At 66.8% G+C, this 17,967-nt stretch carries 21 protein-coding genes and 1 pseudogene; 15 read left to right on the top strand and 7 right to left on the bottom strand.

Going from position 1 to position 17,967, the window contains the following annotated elements:
- Positions 1–18: 18 nt before the first annotated feature.
- The 3 genes from OVA11_RS16045 (at position 19) to OVA11_RS16035 (ending at position 2,687) form a co-directional block, all read left to right on the top strand.
- Positions 19–810 carry an RNA methyltransferase gene (locus tag OVA11_RS16045; RefSeq protein WP_268068265.1) on the top strand — a complete coding sequence of 264 codons (792 nt, stop codon included), beginning with the start codon at positions 19–21 and terminating at the stop codon, positions 808–810.
- 92 nt (positions 811–902) lie between these two features.
- On the top strand, positions 903–1,319 hold the full coding sequence (locus tag OVA11_RS16040; protein WP_268068264.1) for a host attachment protein: 417 nt from the start codon (positions 903–905) through the stop codon (positions 1,317–1,319).
- An 81-nt stretch (positions 1,320–1,400) separates the two neighbouring features.
- Entirely contained in the window at positions 1,401–2,687 is a 1,287-nt protein-coding gene (locus OVA11_RS16035) for a DUF1254 domain-containing protein (RefSeq protein WP_268068263.1), read from the top strand.
- On the opposite strand, the gene OVA11_RS16030 is transcribed toward OVA11_RS16035, so the two are convergent.
- Positions 2,684–3,562, bottom strand: coding sequence for a LysR family transcriptional regulator (locus OVA11_RS16030; protein WP_268068262.1), 879 nt, complete (start codon positions 3,560–3,562; stop codon positions 2,684–2,686). The genes OVA11_RS16035 and OVA11_RS16030 overlap by 4 nt on opposite strands.
- Positions 3,563–3,680: 118 nt before the next feature.
- On the opposite strand from OVA11_RS16030, the gene OVA11_RS16025 reads away from it, so the two are divergent.
- The 9 genes from OVA11_RS16025 to OVA11_RS15985 all read left to right on the top strand — a co-directional run bounded on the left by OVA11_RS16025 (position 3,681) and on the right by OVA11_RS15985 (position 9,743).
- Positions 3,681–4,790, top strand: a complete 1,110-nt coding sequence (locus OVA11_RS16025) for an S-(hydroxymethyl)glutathione dehydrogenase/class III alcohol dehydrogenase (protein WP_096033839.1) — start codon at positions 3,681–3,683, stop codon at positions 4,788–4,790.
- 161 nt (positions 4,791–4,951) lie between these two features.
- A complete protein-coding gene (gene fghA, locus OVA11_RS16020; RefSeq protein WP_268068261.1) occupies positions 4,952–5,785 on the top strand; it encodes an S-formylglutathione hydrolase in 834 nt (277 codons plus the stop codon).
- 81 nt (positions 5,786–5,866) lie between these two features.
- Complete coding sequence (locus OVA11_RS16015) at positions 5,867–6,346, top strand: hypothetical protein (protein WP_268068260.1); 480 nt, start codon at positions 5,867–5,869, stop codon at positions 6,344–6,346.
- Positions 6,347–6,354: 8 nt separating this feature from the next.
- Positions 6,355–6,516: a CopG family transcriptional regulator gene (locus tag OVA11_RS16010; RefSeq protein ID WP_442780896.1), complete on the top strand. Its 162-nt coding sequence runs from the start codon at positions 6,355–6,357 to the stop codon at positions 6,514–6,516.
- Between the two features lie 79 nt (positions 6,517–6,595).
- Positions 6,596–6,976 carry a hypothetical protein gene (locus OVA11_RS16005; protein ID WP_268068259.1) on the top strand — a complete coding sequence of 127 codons (381 nt, stop codon included), beginning with the start codon at positions 6,596–6,598 and terminating at the stop codon, positions 6,974–6,976.
- A gap of 170 nt (positions 6,977–7,146) precedes the next feature.
- The gene (gene rpsD, locus OVA11_RS16000; protein ID WP_010920368.1) at positions 7,147–7,764 is read left to right on the top strand and encodes a 30S ribosomal protein S4; all 618 of its coding nucleotides are present in this window, start codon (positions 7,147–7,149) and stop codon (positions 7,762–7,764) included.
- Positions 7,765–8,029: 265 nt separating this feature from the next.
- Positions 8,030–8,344, top strand: a complete 315-nt coding sequence (locus OVA11_RS15995) for a TFIIB-type zinc ribbon-containing protein (protein WP_268068258.1) — start codon at positions 8,030–8,032, stop codon at positions 8,342–8,344.
- Between the two features lie 9 nt (positions 8,345–8,353).
- Positions 8,354–9,304 (top strand): zinc metalloprotease HtpX, encoded by a 951-nt coding sequence (htpX, locus tag OVA11_RS15990; protein WP_268068257.1) that lies wholly within the window; start codon positions 8,354–8,356, stop codon positions 9,302–9,304.
- A gap of 67 nt (positions 9,305–9,371) precedes the next feature.
- Positions 9,372–9,743 (top strand): hypothetical protein, encoded by a 372-nt coding sequence (locus tag OVA11_RS15985; RefSeq protein WP_268068256.1) that lies wholly within the window; start codon positions 9,372–9,374, stop codon positions 9,741–9,743.
- A 56-nt stretch (positions 9,744–9,799) separates the two neighbouring features.
- On the opposite strand, the gene OVA11_RS15980 is transcribed toward OVA11_RS15985, so the two are convergent.
- From OVA11_RS15980 to OVA11_RS15965, 4 genes are read right to left on the bottom strand one after another with little or no spacing between them, the layout of a single operon-like run.
- On the bottom strand, positions 9,800–10,219 hold the full coding sequence (locus OVA11_RS15980) for an acyl-CoA thioesterase (RefSeq protein ID WP_268068255.1): 420 nt from the start codon (positions 10,217–10,219) through the stop codon (positions 9,800–9,802).
- Between the two features lie 16 nt (positions 10,220–10,235).
- Positions 10,236–10,577, bottom strand: a complete 342-nt coding sequence (gene grxD / locus OVA11_RS15975; RefSeq protein WP_268068254.1) for a Grx4 family monothiol glutaredoxin — start codon at positions 10,575–10,577, stop codon at positions 10,236–10,238.
- A gap of 49 nt (positions 10,578–10,626) precedes the next feature.
- A complete protein-coding gene (locus OVA11_RS15970; RefSeq protein ID WP_268068253.1) occupies positions 10,627–11,517 on the bottom strand; it encodes a hypothetical protein in 891 nt (296 codons plus the stop codon).
- Positions 11,518–11,530: 13 nt separating this feature from the next.
- Positions 11,531–11,767 carry a BolA family transcriptional regulator gene (locus OVA11_RS15965; protein WP_268068252.1) on the bottom strand — a complete coding sequence of 79 codons (237 nt, stop codon included), beginning with the start codon at positions 11,765–11,767 and terminating at the stop codon, positions 11,531–11,533.
- A 159-nt stretch (positions 11,768–11,926) separates the two neighbouring features.
- Here OVA11_RS15965 and OVA11_RS15960 point away from each other — a divergent pair, with 159 nt between their 5' ends.
- Both OVA11_RS15960 and OVA11_RS15955 read left to right on the top strand, forming a co-directional pair.
- On the top strand, positions 11,927–12,856 hold the full coding sequence (locus OVA11_RS15960; RefSeq protein WP_268068251.1) for a M20/M25/M40 family metallo-hydrolase: 930 nt from the start codon (positions 11,927–11,929) through the stop codon (positions 12,854–12,856).
- A 120-nt stretch (positions 12,857–12,976) separates the two neighbouring features.
- The gene (locus tag OVA11_RS15955) at positions 12,977–14,794 is read left to right on the top strand and encodes a PAS domain-containing hybrid sensor histidine kinase/response regulator (protein ID WP_268069002.1); all 1,818 of its coding nucleotides are present in this window, start codon (positions 12,977–12,979) and stop codon (positions 14,792–14,794) included.
- A gap of 25 nt (positions 14,795–14,819) precedes the next feature.
- Here the strand turns inward: OVA11_RS15955 and purL are convergent, their stop codons facing one another.
- Positions 14,820–17,027: a phosphoribosylformylglycinamidine synthase subunit PurL gene (gene purL / locus OVA11_RS15950; protein WP_268068250.1), complete on the bottom strand. Its 2,208-nt coding sequence runs from the start codon at positions 17,025–17,027 to the stop codon at positions 14,820–14,822.
- Positions 17,028–17,102: 75 nt separating this feature from the next.
- Positions 17,103–17,360: pseudogene (locus tag OVA11_RS15945) on the bottom strand (hypothetical protein); the annotation flags it as partial.
- A 355-nt stretch (positions 17,361–17,715) separates the two neighbouring features.
- On the opposite strand from OVA11_RS15945, the gene OVA11_RS15940 reads away from it, so the two are divergent.
- Positions 17,716–17,907, top strand: coding sequence for a hypothetical protein (locus OVA11_RS15940; protein ID WP_268068249.1), 192 nt, complete (start codon positions 17,716–17,718; stop codon positions 17,905–17,907).
- The last annotated feature ends 60 nt before the right edge of the window (positions 17,908–17,967 follow it).

Here is a 17,967-nt window from a genome sequence, read left to right as displayed (position 1 = left end):
CGACGGCAAAGGACGCTCATGACCGACGCCCCCGCCAAGCCCGTTCCGCCCTGCGTGATCCTCAACGAGCCCCAACTGGCCGAGAACATCGGCTCGGTGGCCCGGGTCATGGCCAATTTCGGCCTGTCGGACTTGCGTCTGGTTCGGCCTCGCGATGGCTGGCCGCAGGAGCGGGCGTGGGCCAGCGCCTCGGGCGCGCACTGGCCGCTGGACGACGCCAAGGTGTTCGACAGCCTGGAGGCGGCGATCGCTGACCTGAAGCTGGTCTACGCCACCACCGCCCGGCCGCGCGAGACGCGCTTGCCGATCTATACGCCGCGCGAAAGCGCCGGCCATCTGGCCGAGGAGGTCGCGCAAGGTCGCGCCGTCGGCCTGCTGTTCGGCGGCGAGCGGGCCGGGCTGGAGACGGACGACATCGCGCTGTGCCAGGCGATCGTCTCGATCCCGATCGACGAGCGGTTCCGGTCGCTGAACCTAGCCCAGGCGGTGTCGATCAACGCCTACGAATGGAAGATGACCCAGGACGACCGGCCCTGGCGCAAGTTCGAGCAGAACGTCGAGGAGCCCGCCGACCAGGCCGCGCTGCTGGGCCTCTATGGGCACCTGGAGGACGAGCTTGAGAAGGCCGGCTTCTACCATCCGCCCGAGAAGAAGCCGTCGATGGTCCGCAACCTGCGGGCGCCCTTGGCGCGCGCGCGTCTGAGCGACCAGGAGGTCCGTACCTTCCGGGGCGTGATCACCGCGCTCAGCAAGGGGCGTGGCCGGGTCCTGGCCAAGCTCGCCGAGAAGGCCAAGAAGGGGGCTCCTTAAGGGCGCGCCGCCTCGCGGATTTTGACCTCGATCATCCGCGCGCGGTCTTTCCGGGCGCACCGTCAGGCTCGTGATCCAGCAAGGAGCCTGCCATGAACCCCGACGCCATCACCCTGGTCGTTGTCGCCGACGGCCGCCGCGCGCGACTGCTGGAGCAGCGTCGCATCGACGGACCGCTGCATGACCGCCCCGAGTGGCTTGCGGACGTCAAGGAGCACCACGACCACGGCGCGCCCAGCCACATCACCCACAGCGGCGACGCTCGCGACCGCGCCGAAAAGGCGTTCCTGAACAATATCGCCAAGCGCGTTGATGCGGTGATGTCGCACAACAGCATCGACCAGGTGATCCTGATCGCGCCGCCGCGCGCCCTTGGCCATCTGCGCGAGGCCCTGTCGCCCGCCGCCGCCAAGAAGGTGACCGGCTCGGACGCCCACGACCGGGTGGACGCCACGATCATCACCCTGGAAACCGCGGTCCACGCCGCGCGCTTCTCGCACGCCGCCTGAACCCAATCAGCGTCGCGCGGCGCTTGCGCCGCGCGGCGTCCCGCGTTCAACTGCTCTCAAACAAGTGTTGGGGAGGGCGGGATGAACCGTCGGGAATGGCTGGCCATGGCCGGCGCGCTGGGCCTTTCGCCCGCGCTTGTGTCGGCTGTCCAGGCCGCGGAGGGCGACGCCAAGGCGGCGCGGGACGCCTTTCTCTACGCCCTCCCGCTGATCGAGATGGCCACGACGCGGGCGCGGCTGCTCAAAAATCCCGGCGCGGCGATCAACGCCCTGGCCCATACCCGGACCCTGTCGGACCACAAGGCCCGCTGGGTGACCACGCCCAATAACGACACGCTGTATTCGTCGGCCTTTCTGGACCTGACGAAGGGCCCTGTCACCCTGACCATCCCGCCTCTGGGCGAGCGCTACTACTCGGTGGCGGTGATGGACATGTTCACCAACAACAACGTCGTGCTGAGCACCCGCACCGTCGGGGGCGAGGGTGGGGCCTTCACCCTGGTCGGGCCCGGGCAGGCGTCGAGCGGGCCCAATCCGACGCGGATCGCGACGCCGCATGCCTGGCTCCTGATCCGGACCCTGACCGACGGCGGCGAGGATCTGGTGGCCGCCCACAAGGCGCAGGACGGCTTTAGCCTCAAGGGACCGGCGGGGGCGCCTGTCGCCGCCTACGCCGCGCGCGACGCCAAGCCCGCCGACTACTTCGCCACGGCGCGCGCGCTGCTGGCCAGCAATCCGGCCCCGCCGACCGACCTGCGGATCCTCAAGCGCACCGCCGCCTTCCTGGGCGCGGGACCCTTTGATGAGGCCGCTGCGGCGACGGGCGTCCAGCAGGCGCGGATGATCACCCTTCTGGCCCAAGGGCGGCAGACCTTCATCAACGGCTGGTCGGTTCCACGCGCCAACCTGGGCGATTATGGCCAGGACTATGTCTATCGGGCCATCGTCGCCCTGCAGGGGCTGGGCGCGCTGCCGGTGGCCGAGGCCATGTACATGAAGGCTGCAGGCGACGATGGCTCTGGAACCTTCGCGGGCGAGGGCCTCTATCGCCTGACCCTGCCGGCGCAATTGCCGCTGGACGGCTTCTGGTCGCTGTCGATGTACGAAGCTACGGCCGACGGCCAGTTCTTCTTCACCGACAACCCGATCCATCGCTACACGATCGGCGACCGCACAAAGGGCCTTCAGCGTAACGCCGACGGGTCGTTGGACATCTGGATCGGCCGCAGTGATCCGGGCGGCGACAAGACGGCCAACTGGCTACCTGCGCCCACGGCAGGTCCCTTCGCCCTTTATCTTCGCGCCTATCTGCCCAAGGCCGAGATGCTGGACGGGCGGTTCCGGTTTCCCGCGATCGTCAAGGTCTAGCCCTCGCCGCTCAGGGCCTCTTCGAGGTGCTCGACCAGCAGTCGGACCTTGGCCGGCAGAAGCCGCAGGTGCGGATAGACGGCCCATACGCCCTCGTCCGCGGGGCGGTTGGCTTCGAGCAGCGGAACCAGGCGGCCGTCGCCGATGGCCGCATCGACATAGAAGTTCGGCAACTGGCAAACGCCCAACCCCAGGAGAGCGGCGTCCAGCACCGCCTGGCCGCTGTTGCAGCGCCAGCGTCCTTGCGGCTTGAAGGCGATCTCGCGTTCGCCGTCGCGGAACGGCCAGGTGTCCGCCGCCCCCAGGATGCAGGCGTGACCTGCAAGGTCGGCGATGGAGCGCGGCGCCCCCGCCCGGGTCAGGTAGGACGGGGCCGCGCACAGACGCCGGGTGCGCGAGGCGAGGCGCTTGGCGATTAGACGGCTGTCGGTCAGCCGACCAAAGCGGATCGCCAGGTCGAAGCCTTCGCTGACGATGTCGCGCACCGCGTCGTCGAGGTCGATCTCGAGGGCCAGCTTGGGGTGAGACAGCATGAAGCGGTTCACCGCCGGAACCACGAAGCGCTCGCCGTAGGCCGTCGAGCAGGTCATCCGCAGCAGGCCGCGCGGATCGCTGTCGTCCTCGCCCACCGAGGCCAGGGCCTCGTCGCGCTCGGCGATCAGCCGCCGCGCCCTGGCCAGAAATGCGCGCCCGGCGTCAGTCAGGCTGACCCGGCGCGTGGTGCGGTAGAGCAGTCGGGTCTGTAACCGCTCCTCCAGCGTGGCGACGGCGCGGCTGACGCCGGAGGTCGACAGTCCCAGCCGCCGCGCGGCGCGCGAGAAGCTCTCGGCCTCGGCCGTCGCCACGAATTCGTCGATCCCGTCCCAGCGGCTCATGTCGGACAGGTGCGCTCACTATCCCGCTATTGCAACAATGTTTTGCGTCGTGCGGGATTATCGACAAGGCCGCACAGGCGTACCAAGATCGCCGAAACACCCTGAGGGAGACATCTCGATGAAGACCCGCGCCGCTGTTGCGTTCGAGGCCAAGAAGCCGCTGGAGATCGTCGAGGTCGACCTGGAAGGGCCCAAGGCCGGCGAGGTGATGGTCGAGATCAAGGCCACCGGCGTCTGTCACACCGACGCCTACACCCTGGACGGCTTCGACAGCGAAGGCATCTTCCCCTCGATCCTGGGCCATGAGGGCGCGGGCGTGGTGGTCGAGGTCGGGGCGGGCGTGACCAGCGTGGCGGTCGGCGATCACGTGATCCCGCTCTACACGCCCGAATGCCGCCAGTGCAAAAGCTGCCTCTCGGGCAAGACCAACCTGTGCACGGCGATCCGCGCGACCCAGGGCAAGGGGCTCATGCCCGATGGGACGAGCCGCTTCTCCTACAAGGGCCAGCCGATCTATCACTACATGGGCTGCTCGACCTTCTCGAACTACACGGTCCTGCCCGAGATCGCGGTCGCCAAGATCCGCCGCGACGCGCCGTTCAAGACGGCCTGCTACTGCGGCTGCGGCGTGACGACCGGCGTCGGCGCAGTGACCAACACCGCCAAGGTCGAGCCGGGCGCCAACGCCATCGTCTTTGGCCTGGGCGGCATCGGCCTGAACGTCATCCAGGGGCTCAAGCTCGTGGGCGCCAACATGATCGTCGGCGTCGACATCAACCCCGACCGCGAAGAGTGGGGCCGCAAGTTCGGCATGACCCACTTCGTCAATCCCAAGGACGTGTCGGGCGATCTCGTCGCGCACCTGGTGGCCCTGACCGATGGCGGCGCGGACTACACCTTCGACGCCACCGGCAACACCGGCGTCATGCGCACGGCGCTGGAAGCCTGCCATCGCGGCTGGGGCGAGAGCATCATCATCGGCGTGGCCGAGGCGGGGAAGGAAATCTCCACCCGTCCGTTCCAGCTGGTCACCGGCCGGGTCTGGAAGGGCACGGCCTTCGGCGGCGCGCGCGGCCGCACCGACACGCCCAAGATCGTCGACTGGTACATGGACGGGAAGATCCAGATCGACCCGATGATCACCCACGTCCTGCCGCTGGACGAGATCAACAAGGCGTTTGACCTGATGCATGCCGGCGAGAGCATCCGGACCGTGGTGACGTTCTAGTTAGGGGGGCGACGCCCCCTCCGTCACGGCGCGTGGCCGCGCCGCGCCACCTCCCCCGTTTCACGAGGGAGGATGAAAATTGACCGGCCTTCTCATCCTCCCCCGCGCGCGGGGGAGGGGGACCGCGAAGCGGTGGAGGGGGCGTTCCTCGGGAGTTCCCCATGACCGTCGAAACCGTCTCAACCCACCGCGTCCACGGCGGAACCCTCCGCTACTGCAAGCACGCCAGCACCAGCACCGGCACGCCGATGAAGTTCACGGTGTGGACGCCTGATGGCGAGGGGCCGTTCCCCTATCTCGTCTGGCTGTCGGGCCTGACCTGCACCGAGGACAATTTCACGGTGAAGTCGGGGGTCTACGCCCACGCCGCCCAGCACGGGATCGCCATTGTCGCGCCGGACACCTCGCCGCGTGGGGAAGGCGTCGCCGACGATCCGGCCTATGACCTGGGGCAGGGGGCGGGCTTCTATGTCGACGCCACGCAAGCGCCGTGGGCGCCGCATTTCATGATGCATTCCTACGTCACCGGCGACCTCCTGGGGGCGGTCGAGGGCGCTTTCCCGCTGGACGGCGCGCGCAAGGGGATCTTCGGCCACTCGATGGGCGGCCATGGCGCCCTGACCATCGCGCTGAAGCACCCCGAGCTCTTCAAGTCGGTCAGCGCGTTCTCGCCGATCGTCTCGCCGCTGAACTGCCCGTGGGGCGACAAGGCGCTGACGGCCTACCTTGGAGCGGATCGCGCGGCCTGGCGCCCGTACGACGCCTGCGCCCTGATCGAGGACGGCAAGGGGGCGAGCTTCGACGATATCCTGATCGACCAGGGGCTGGCCGACAATTTCCTGGAAAACCAGCTGAAGCCGCAGCTGATCGAAGCCGCCGCCGCCAAGGGCGGTCGCAAGGTCACGGTCCGCCGCCAGGACGGCTACGACCACAGCTATTTCTTCATCTCGACCTTCATCGGCGATCACGTGGCGTTTCACGCCGCGCGCATATAGCGCGGGCTGAGTTCCGACAGCTACTTGCCCAGTCGCGCGTTTTTCTACACTCTCTGGTGGAGCTTTCGGCGGAACCCTTTCGTGAATTCACCTGCTCCCGACGAGTTGGAGAACGGCGACGACGACATCGACTGGGATCTTTGGGAAGAGAGTTTCGGAGAGGTCGCTGCCGAAACGATAGTAGATCCAATCACAGCCGATTCCCGTCCACGTTGGCTGATCTATGCTCTTGGCCACTTACTTTGGATGGGGGTCGTCTACGGCTTGCTGGCTCGATACGGGCAGCTGGTCCCCTACATCGTCCTCATATTGGCGTTTGGTTCAGGCATTGGGCTGTTCTCGCTCCATCGAAGCCGATGGCGTTTCGCAGGCTGGTTTGTTTGGTTGATAGCCGTGGTCGGCGTTTGCCGTTGGTTGACCCTTGGCGGGGGCAATGAACCACCATGGTGGATAGGACCGAGCCTGATCATAGTGATCGTTGTGGTTGCCTATGTTTTGTGGGGCTGGGGACGGATGAGATTGAAGCGTGAGCGTCCTAAGCCTCCGTTGATATTCGAGTGAGCGAAGACGTGACGACGTTCGCCTCCGAAGAGGCCGCTGACGCCGAAGGCTTGGCGGATATTGCCGCTGGCCGGGTCGTTCCACATGCCGAGGTCTCGGCCTGGCTCGACACTTGGGGAACGCCAGACGAAACGCCCGCGCCTGAGGCGGGCCACGCCGCCCGGTTGTGACTTTTCCGTAATTCATCCTGGGTTCAGGCGGCGAGCGGTCCTCTCACGGTCAAGCTGACCAAAAAGAGGGGACACCAGCATGAAACTTGCCTCGATCGCCGCCGTCGTCGCCCTGGGCCTGAGCACCTCGGCCTGCGTAATCATTGACGCCGACGAGGTGCGGCATGAGTCCATCACGGCGCAGGGAAGCAATCAGCCGCTGGAACCCCTCATGGCCGCGCGGGTCGACGGCGCTGATTTGGTGGTGCGCGTGACCTCCAACGGCTGCACCCGTCAGGAGGACCTCTCGGTCGAGACCCAACGCCGCGACGGGCTCACGGCGTTCTCGTTCGTGCGCAAGCGCCCTGACAACTGCCGCGCCCTGATCGCCGAAGGCGTTGAGCTGCGCTATCCGCTGGACGCGTTCGGCGTCGAGCGGGGCGGCAAGATCCGCGTGCGCAACCCGCTGGTGCGGCCGTAGGCCCAAGGGCGGCGGAAGATTGACTCTCCGCCGCCGCTCGCCCATAAACCGCGCCTTCACGCCGCCGGCTCGCCGCGCGGCGCGATGACCTTATGACGGATTGACCCGAAGCCGCCGTTGCGATCGCGCCCCGAAAGGGGAGCCGGCCCGGATCGTTAGAAAGAACGACTATGTCGAAGCGCCATAGCGCCAAGTACAAGATCGACCGCCGCATGGGTGAAAACCTGTGGGGCCGTCCGAAGTCCCCCGTCAACTCGCGCTCGTACGGCCCCGGCCAGCACGGCCAGCGTCGCAAGAGCAAGGTTTCGGACTTCGGTCTGCAGCTGCGCGCCAAGCAAAAGCTGAAGGGCTACTACGGTAACCTGACCGAGAAGCAATTCTCGCGCACCTACGAGGAAGCCGCCCGTCGCAAGGGCAACACCTCGGAGAACCTGATCGCTCTGCTCGAGTCGCGCCTGGACGCCATCGTCTATCGCGCCAAGTTCGTGCCGACCGTGTTCGCCGCCCGCCAGTTCGTGAACCACGGCCACGTGACCGTGAACGGCAAGCGCGTGAACATCCCGTCGTACCGCTGCAAGGCCGGCGACGTGATCCAGGTCCGCGAAAAGTCGCGCAACATGGCTCTGGTCCTCGAAGCCGTCGCCTCGAACGAGCGTGACTTCGCCGAGTACGTCTCGGTCGACGCCAAGAGCCTGTCGGCCACCTTCGTCCGCGCTCCGGAACTGTCGGAAGTTCCGTATCCGGTGAAGATGGAACCGAACCTCGTCGTCGAATTCTACGCTTCGTAAGCGTCGGATCCGAACCGATACGGAAAAGGCCCCGGAGCGATCCGGGGCCTTTTTTGTTGCGCCAAGGCCTTGAACCGGATCGCGCGGGCGCCTAATTGCGGTTCAGCGGGACCGGGCCCCTCTGGCGAGCAATGCAAGTGCTCGTGATGTCGGACCGCATCGGGTGTTCTCGATGTCTTGGGTCCGGCCGCCTAGCCCCCCTCCCCAAAAGGCGCCGCCTCACATCGAGAACACCCGAGCATCCTTTTTGGACCGGAGGTTCTGAATGCCGCTTCTGATGTGCCCCAACTGCGACGCCTCGATGCAGGCCGTGCAACGCGCCAGCGTCGAGTTCGACATGTGCCCGCGCTGCCGGGGCGTCTGGCTGGATCGGGGCGAGCTCGAGAAGCTGATGGCCATGGAGCGCGACGAGACCCAGGCGGTCTATGGTCAGCCCAAGCCCTACAGCCGGCCCGACCATCATCACGACCATGGCCATGGCCATAGCGCCAAGCGCTATGACGACGACGACTATCGTCGCCACGGCTCGCACGGCCACCACAAGAAAAAGCGTTTCGACCTGTTCGACATCTTCGACTGACGAAAGACGATGAACCACTTCAAGACCTACATGCTGCTTGCGGGCCTGACGGCCCTCTTCATGGCCGCTGGCTTCCTTATCGGCGGCGCCACCGGCATGATGATCGCGCTGGTCTTCGCCCTGGCCATGAACGCGTTCTCGTACTGGAACGCCGACAAGATCGTGCTGCGGACCTATGGCGCGGTCGAGGTCGACGAGAGCCATCCCGAGCCGCTGATCCGCAACTATGTGATCGACACGGTCGAGCTGGCCCGCTCGGCCGGCCTGCCGCGTCCCCGCATCACGGTCATCGACAGCGCCCAGCCCAACGCCTTCGCCACCGGCCGTGATCCTGATCACGCCGCCGTGGCCGCCAGCACGGGTCTCTTGCAGCTTCTGACGCGTGAAGAGATCCGCGGCGTCATGGCCCACGAACTGGCCCACGTGAAGAACCGCGACACCCTGGTCATGACCGTGACGGCGACTATCGCCGGCGCAATCTCGGCCCTGGCCAACTTCGCCTTCTTCTTCGGCGGCTCGCGCGATGAAGAGGGCAACGGCGGCGGCCTGGGCGGCCTGGTGGGCGCGATCCTGATCGCCATCCTGGCCCCGATCGCGGCCATGCTGGTGCAGATGGCCATCAGCCGCGCCCGCGAGTACGAGGCTGACCGCATCGGCGCGCAGATCGCCGGCGACTCCGAATCGCTGGCTCGCGCGCTGCAGAAGATCGAAGCCTACGCCCGCGGCGGCTACGAGAACGTCCAGGCCGAACGCAATCCGGCCACCGCCCACATGTTCATCATCAACCCGCTGGCCGGGAAGGGCGCGGACAACCTGTTCTCGACCCACCCGGCCACGCACAACCGCGTCGAGGCCCTGATGCGTCTGGGCGTGGAGCAGGGCGCGCGTCGCCCGGCTATGGCGGCGACGACGTCGTCCAGCGTGCCGCTGAGCGGCGAGCGCGGCGGCCCCTGGAGCTGATCCAGGCCTCTGGTCAGCACGCCGCGCTACTGCGATCCTCAAGGCGGATCATGCGCTTTGAGGATCGGTGAGCGGCGTGCCTTCACGCAGAGTTTTCATGTGGACGCTCGCCGCCCTTTCGCTGGCGGGCTGCGCGACCCTGCCGACCTTATCGACGCCCGAACCCGGCGAGGCCTGGCCGGAGCTTGAGCCCCTGCTGTCGGTGACGCCAGGCCGCGAGGGATTGTTGATCCGCGTGCGATCCCAAGGCTGCGCGGCGAAGTCTGATTTCGTGTTCCGCGTCGATCGCGACCGAGGCCGCGCGGTGGTCGCCTTCGCGCGTCGGCGGCTGGAGACGTGTCGAGGACCGAAGGGCGAAGCCACCTTGGCTTTCAGCTACGCTGAGTTGGGCCTTTCGGCGCGCGATCGGATCGTGGTGGCCAACCCCATCACGCCCTGAGCCGGAGCGAGCACTCCCCGGCGCCGTCATGCCGTTGGCGCAGGAGGGAGCGCGTCTCAGCCCTTGGGCGTGAAGCGCTCGATCATCCAGGGCAGCACGCGGGCGGGGCGCTTGGCGACGATGTCGATCAGCACCCAGTCCGTGCGGACCTGGGCGCACATCTCGCCGTCGGGCCCATCGATGCGGATAAAGCGTTCGAAGCGCGGACCCTTCAGCTCGCCCACCCAAGTGTATCCCGTAGCGACTTCACCGGGCAGAAGCTCGCGGCGATAGTCGACCTCGTGCCGGCGCGCGACCCAGCTCCAGGGCGCGCGCTCCTCGGGCGTGGTCCAGGCGTCCCAATGGGTGATGGCCAGATCCTGCGCCCAGCCCAGATAGACCACGTTGTTGACGTGACCATTGGCGTCGATGTCCGACGCCTGAGGCATGAAGGTCAGGGTGTAGGCGTCCGAGGGCGGGACGAACAGGCGACTCATGCCGAGACGGCCGCCTTTAGGCGGCGATCACGCCCTGTTCGGTCAGGAAGGTCTTCAGCTCACCCGACTGGAACATCTCGCGGACGATGTCGCTGCCGCCGATGAACTCGCCCTTGACGTAGAGCTGGGGAATGGTCGGCCAGTCGGTGAAGGTCTTGACGCCCTGGCGCAGGTCTTCGTCCTGCAGCACGTCGACGCCGACGAACTCGACGCCCAGGTGATCCAGGATCTGCACCACCACCGACGAGAAGCCGCAGCGCGGCTGGTCCGGCACGCCCTTCATGAACACCACCACCGGGTGATCGGCGACGGTCTTGGCGATGAAGTCCAGGGCGGGGGAGGCGGCGGCGTCGGTCATGTCGGTATCCTAGAAGACTTCTGTCAGCTAGGCGCCGCGCGCGCCGGGGTCAAGGGCGACGGGCCGCCTTCTCGCGTTCCTGGGCCGAGAAACGGGCCATCTCGATCTGGGCGCACACGCCGGTGGGCAGGTCGCGCTCGACCACGGCGGCCAGGCGCTCGATCTCCTGACGATTATCGGCGGTGACGCGCACCGTCGCGAGCGAGGGCTCGGTCAGGGCGTAGCCGAGGCAAATATCCTCGGCGCTCCAGCCGGGGGTGTTGGTCAGGAACTCGTAGCCGCCAACATCGGCCAGCGGATCGGTGCGTCGTTGCCAGAACGAAGGCTTGGGCGGCGCCTTGTCGGCCACTTCGCGCAGGGCCTGGGGCCAGAAGTCCTCGCCGATCACCGCGAAGTCGTTCTGAGAGGCCTGGCGAATGCGGTGGCGCTCGGCCCATCCCGACGAGAGATTGTAGGGCGACGAGACGGCGGTCACCAGGTCGTTGGCCAGGAGGCCCGGATCGATGTCGCCGCGACTGGCGACGCCCAGACCCCTCAGCGCACGGCCTTTCTGCAGGTCCTGGAGACCGGACTCGAAAGCCATGGGCAGCGACGCCGATTGCGGATCGTTGACCAGCAGCAGATCCAGATAGTCCAGCGACAGGCCCTCGAAGGCGGATCGCTGCAAGGTGTCCAGCGTGTGCGGGCCAAGCTGCTTGGCGTCGCCGCGAAGCCGCCAGGTCAGAAACAGCAGGTGACGCTCGACCGACGCAAAGGCCTCGCCAGCGCCTTTCAGCAGTTCGGGCGCGTCGCCGTCGATCTGGAAGCTGTTGACGCCGTTCTCGAGCGCCGTGAACACCAGGGCGCGCCAATCGTTGGCCCGGAGCCGAGGGCTATCGGCCAGGCGCAAGGTCAACGCCGAAACAGCGACACCCGTGGAACCGAAGGGACGATAACGCACGGTGCGAAGGCTCCTATTCGGCGGGGGCGGCGGTTTCGAGGGCCAGAGCGTGCAGTGTCCCGCCCAGAACGTCGGCCAGGGCTCGGTTGACCAGCTGGTGCTGGCGAACGCGCGGCAGGCCCTTGAAGGCCGGCGACACGATTCGAGCTTTCCAGTGGTCGTTGTCGCCGACGAGGTCGGTCAGCACGATCTCGGAATCCGGAAAGGCCGCGACCAGGCGGGCTTCGAGCTCGGCGTGAGACATGGGCACGGGACAGCTACTCCGATCCTTCAACACCCTATGTGACCGAGATTCCTTAAAAACGGCCATACGCCGGGCGCACAGGCTACAACCCTAGTCATATAACCAGTCCTCGTCATGACCGAGAATTAATTGAATGTGGCGCCCGCTCGGGGCCATGTAGCGCCCATGATCACTTCTCGCCGTTCCTTGAGTCTGTTCGCCGCTGTCTTTCTGACGCTCGCGTCCCCGGCCTTTGCTGACCCTGGCGACAAGGCGCTCGACGATGTCCGTATCCTCTCGGCTGACGACATGCAGGGGCGGGGCGTGGCCACGCCCGGCTCAGAAAAGTCGCGCGCCTACATACTCTCGCGCTTCGTCGAGATCGGGCTGGCGCCGGTCGGCGACCGGTTTGAGCATGGCTTCAGCTTCACCAAGCGAGACGGCTCGACCGTGCAGGGCGTGAATCTGATCGCCCGGATCAAGGGGACCAAGCCCGGCAAGGTCATGGTGGTCACCGCCCACTACGACCACCTGGGCGTCCGCAACGGCGAGATCTACAACGGCGCCGACGACAATGCGTCCGGCGTTGCGGGTTTGCTGGCGGTGGCCGAGGCCTTCAAGGCCAAGCGCCCCAAGCACGATGTCGTCTTCGCGGTGGTTGACGCCGAGGAGAGCGGACTGCGCGGCGCGAGGGCCTTCATGGCCGCGCCGCCGGTTCCCCGGGAGTCGATCGCGCTGAACATCAATTTCGACATGCTCAGCAAGAACACGAAGAACGAACTCTTCGTCGCCGGCGCGTCGCCGTTCCCGGTCCTGCGTCCGATCCTCGAGCGCGTCGCCGCGACCGCGCCGGTAGCGCTGAAATTGGGTCATGACACCGACGCCGACGGACCCCAGAACAACTGGACCACGCAGTCAGACCACTACGCCTTCGGCGAAAAGGGCGTGCCGTGGGTCTATTTCGGGGTCGAGGATCACCCCGAGTACCACCGTCCGAGCGATGACTTCGCGACGATCCCGCAGGACTTCTTCAAGCGTTCGGTGACCACGGTGGTGCAGGCCAGCCGGGCGCTGGACGCCTCGCTGGACGACGTCGCCAAGAGCGCTGGCCGCTGAATTAGGCGTTTTCGGCCACGATCTTGGCCGCGACGGATTGTCTCTGCTCTGGCTGGGGGGGACATCTGTCCCTACTCTTGAGGGCGTCATCGTGATTCCGACGACCTCAGGAGCACCGCGATTAACCTGGCCGCCATCAGAGTCCGGATCCTCAGAGCCGTTCCCGCGGTCTGCCTCATTGTGGGCGTCGCCATGGCGATGGACTACATCGTCACGATCCTGCTGCTGAACGAGCCTGCGGCCCATGTTCCGATGGCCACGCTGGTCATCTCGACGGTCATCGCCGCGCCTCTGGCGTACTGGCTGGCAGGCCAGCGTCTGCGCCTCGAAACCATGCACGCCGAGCTCAAGGCCAGTCTCGACGCCAAGCAGGACGCCATCGAGGACGCTGAGGTCGCGCTCGCCAAGTATCGCGAGGTCGATCGCCTCTACCGGCTTCTGGGTGACAATCTGACCGACCATGTCGCCCTGTGGTCCCCCCAGGGCGAGCGGCTCTACAGCTCGCCCAGCATCGAGCGCATCACGGGCTACACGCTCGAGGAGTTCATGGCCCTACCTCCCGCGGCCTTGGTGGGCGAGGCTGACTTCAGACGGGTGCAGGGCATCATCCGCAGCCTTGAACCGGGCGGTGAGCCGGTCAGCGCCGACTACGAGAGCCTGTGCAAGGATGGCTCGCGGATCTGGATCGAAAGCACCTACTCGCTGCTCGGTGACGGATCGGGCATTCTGCTGGTCACCTCGCGCGATATCACCGAGCGCAAGCGCCTCGAACTGGACATCGCCAAGGCCCTGCAAATGGCCGAGGCGGCGTCGGCGGCCAAGTCCGATTTCCTGGCCAACATGACCCACGAGCTGCGCACGCCGCTGACGGCGATCATCGGCTTCGCCGAGGTGCTGCGTCGTTCGCGCAATCTCAACAAGACCGCCGCCCGCCAGGTCGGCCATATCCTGGACGCCAGCAACACCCTGCTCAGCGTGGTCAACGATGTGCTGGACTTCTCCCGCCTTGAGGCGGGGGGGCTGGAACTGGATCCCGCGCCGTTCGATCCCGCCGCCATGGCGTCGTCCTGCGCGGGCCTTGTGGCTGAACGCGCCGAGGCCAAGGGGCTGGCGGTCGAGGTGCGCGCGCCTCGGGGCCTCAAGCCGATGAACCTCGATGGGCCGCGGTTGAGCCAAGTGCTGCTGAACTTCCTGTCCAATGCGGTGAAGTTCACGTCGCACGGCGCCATCACGGTCGCCCTGCGCCAGACGATCGACGGCGATCAGGCCGTGCTGCGTGGCGAGGTCACCGACACGGGCATCGGTATTGCGCCAGAGCATCGCGAGAACATCTTCGACCGGTTCTCCCAGGCTGACGCCGCCGTCTCGCGACGTTTTGGCGGCACGGGTCTGGGTCTCGCCATCTCGCGGCGCATCATCGAGCGGATGGACGGTCGTATCGGCGTCGACAGCGTCGAGGGCCAGGGCTCGACCTTCTGGTTCGAGGTGCGCGGCCCGCTGGCTGACCTGCCGACTCAGGAGGCTGCGGAAACCTCGCCCCTCGACGCTGACGCGGGCGTGCGGCTGCTGCTGGTCGAAGACAATGCGGTCAATCGCGAGCTGATCTTCGCCATTCTGGAGCCCTTCGGCGTCGCCATTGAGACCGCCAATGACGGCGTCGCGGGCGTCGAGGCCATGCGCCAGGGGCAATACGATCTGGTGCTGATGGACGTGCAGATGCCGGTGATGGATGGCCTGACCGCCACCCGCGAGATCCGCGCCATGGAAGGCGCCCGCGGCGCCTCGACGCCGATCATCGCCATGACCGCCAATGTCCTGCCTGAACAGGTCGCAAATTGCATGGCCGCCGGCATGGATGACCACCTGGGCAAGCCGATCAGCCCCGCCAAGCTGCTGGAGGCGGTCGCGCGGTGGTCAGGAAGGTCGCACGCGGCCTGAACAGGCCGCGTGCTCAGGGTAAACCTCAGGCCTTCGGCGCGCTCATATAGCCCGGCAGCCAGGCCTCGTGGGCGGTGCGCAGGGCGTCCAGCGAAACGCTGAACAGGCCGTCCGAGGCAAACGCTTCCCCGCCCGCGACGCCCGCGACGCTGGCGTGCACGCCGGCCTCTTTCGCCGCTTCCAGCACCGCGTCCGGGTCGGGCGTGGCGATCAGGTAGCGGGCCTGGTCTTCGCCCAGCAGATAGGCGTGGGCGTGCGGCTGGCTGGTGGCGTTGAGGGTGATCCCGATCTTGCTGGCCAGGGCCACGTCGGCCGCGGCGACCAGCAGGCCGCCGTCCGACAGGTCGTGGACGCCCGCGACGAGACCCGAGCTGATCAGGCCACGCACGAAGTCGCCGGTCTTGCGTTCCAGCACGAGGTCGACCGGCGGCGGGGCGCCTTCTTCGCGGCCCAGGATCTCACGCAGATAGATCGAGGCGCCCAGTTCGCCGCGCGTCTCGCCGACCAGCACCAGGGTATCGCCCTCGGCCACATTGCCAAAGCCCGTGCGCAGGTCGTAGTCCTCGAGCAGGCCCACCGCGCCGACGGTCGGGGTCGGCGGAATGGCGACGCCATTGGTCTCGTTGTAGAGGCTGACGTTGCCCGACACGACCGGGAAGTCCAGCGCGCGGCAGGCCTCGGCCATGCCGTCGGTGGCACGGACAATCTGGCCCATGGTCTCGGGCTTTTCGGGGCTGCCGAAGTTCAGGTTGTCGGTGATGGCGATCGGCAGGGCGCCGGCGGCCGTCAGGTTGCGCCAGGCTTCCGCGACCGCCTGCTTGCCGCCCTCATAGGGGTCGGCCTGGACGTAGCGTGGGGTGCAGTCGCTGGTCACTGCGATGGCCTTGCCCGTGCCGTGGATGCGCACGATGCCGGCGTCGCAGCCGGTGGCGCTGTCTTCCAGCGTGTCGGCCATGACGTGGCGGTCGTACTGCTCCCACAGCCAGCGCTTGGAGGCCATGTCGGGGCAGCCGACGATCTTCAGGACCGCTTCGTTCCAGTCGATCGGTGCAGGGATGGCGGCCGGGTCGAGGCGCGGCTGCAGCGCCGGCTGAACCCAGGGGCGATCATACAGCGGCGCGTCGTCGAACAGCGGGGCCAGCGGCACGTCGCAGACCGTCTCGCCGTGGTGCTTGAGCACCAGGCGGCCGGTGTCGGTGGTGTAGCCGATGACGGCGGCGTCCAGGCCCCACTTCTCGAAGATGGCGTGGCCGTCTTGCTCGCGGCCGGGCTTCAGGACCGCCAGCATGCGCTCCTGGCTTTCCGACAGCATCATTTCGTAGGCGCTCATGCCGGTCTCGCGCTGCGGGACCATGTCCATGTTCAGCTCGATGCCGACGCCGCCCTTGCCGGCCATCTCGACCGACGAGGAGGTCAGGCCCGCCGCGCCCATGTCCTGGATCGCCGCAACGGCGCCCGTGGCCATGAGCTCAAGGGTGGCCTCGATCAGCAACTTTTCGGCGAAGGGGTCGCCGACCTGGACGGTGGGGCGCTTCTCCTCGGAATCCTCCGAGAATTCCGCCGACGACATGGTCGCGCCGTGGATGCCGTCGCGGCCGGTCTTGGAGCCGAAATAGACGACCGCCAGGCCCGGGCCCGGGGCGGCCGAGTAGAAGATGCTGTCGGCCTTGGCCAGGCCCACGCACATGGCGTTGACCAGGATGTTGCCGTTGTAGCCCTTGTGGAAGTTGGTCTCGCCCGCGACCGTGGGCACGCCCACGCAGTTGCCATAGCCGGCGATGCCGGCGACCACGCCGTCAACGAGGCGCTTGGTCTTCGGATGGCTGGGATCGCCAAAGCGCAGGGCGTTCAAGAGGGCGATCGGCCGCGCGCCCATCGTGAACACGTCGCGCATGATGCCGCCCACGCCCGTCGCCGCGCCCTGATAGGGCTCGATGTACGACGGGTGGTTGTGGCTCTCCATCTTGAAGATGATCGCGTCGCCGTCGCCGATGTCGATGACGCCGGCGTTCTCGCCAGGACCGCAGATCACGCGCGGCCCGTCGATCGGGAACTTCTTCAGCTGGTTCTTCGAGGACTTGTACGAGCAGTGCTCGGACCACATCACCGAGAAGACGCCCAGCTCCACCAGGTTGGGCTCGCGGCCCAGGCGCTTGAGGACAACGTCATATTCGGCGGGTTTCAGGCCGAACTCGGCGGCCAATTCGGCCATGGGCTTTTGGGGCGTGCTCATGGGCGCGCCTTCTAACCCGGTCGATCAGATTCCGCCACAGCCCTCAGGCGATTGCAGGCCTCAAGACTTCGGCGAAGCCTGGCTTTCCTTGATCTGACCGGCGGCCGCGTCCCACTGAGCCTTGCCCTGGGCGATCCAGCCGTCGACGACGGCGCCGCCCTTTTCGACCGAACCCATGCGCAGGGACACACCGATCATCACTGCGCCGAACAGGGCCAGCAACAGGACGAGCGTGCTCACGATCGGATGCAAACCCGAGCGCTTGCGGCGCCGGGCCCAGACGGGCACGCCGCTGACATAGGTTTCGGGAAACCGAACTTCGGGATCGGCCATGGTGTATTAACCCTGCGCGTCGGGGAAGGCTCCCGCCGCAGCCTTCCGTTTCTTTTTTCTGGCGCTAGGTGTCGCTGAGAGGAAACTTTTGTTCCACTCATCTCCCTTAGGTGGTGCGAGTTAACCCTAATCGTCCCGTGTAAGGCGAAGCTTTGCCTTGGAGAGAGGGGCAGGGCGCGCCGACGGGCCGCAGGGCGGACGCGCATTGCATAGAGGGGTGAGTGATCGAAAAAATCACGAAAATTCTGAAACTTAACCGCAGTTAAGTGGCCTGTTCGGAGGAACAGGCAGCGCCCGGAGCCGTTCTCTCCCTGTCCGCGTCGATAGCGCGCGGTCAGCAGCAAGGACAAGTCCGATGGCCGAACCGACCCATATCCCGCAACAACAACCGAACGACCAGCACCGCAAGGCGCCCGACCAGCAGCAGAAGACCGGCGAGCGCCAAGCCGAGCAGGGGCTCAAGCCTGGCGCCGAGGTGGCTCCCGGCAAGACGGCGCCTAGTCCGGACGCCGTTGGCAAGGAAGCGGCTAAGCCCGGCGGCCGCTAACGAGAAGGGGCCGGCGGTCAATCCGCCGGCCCTTTTTGTCTATCGCGCCGACCGGCGGCT

This window comes from Caulobacter sp. SL161, from assembly GCF_026672375.1.
In the GTDB taxonomy this organism is placed as follows: Bacteria; Pseudomonadota; Alphaproteobacteria; order Caulobacterales; family Caulobacteraceae; genus Caulobacter.
This window is presented reverse-complemented; position numbering and strand designations above follow the sequence as displayed.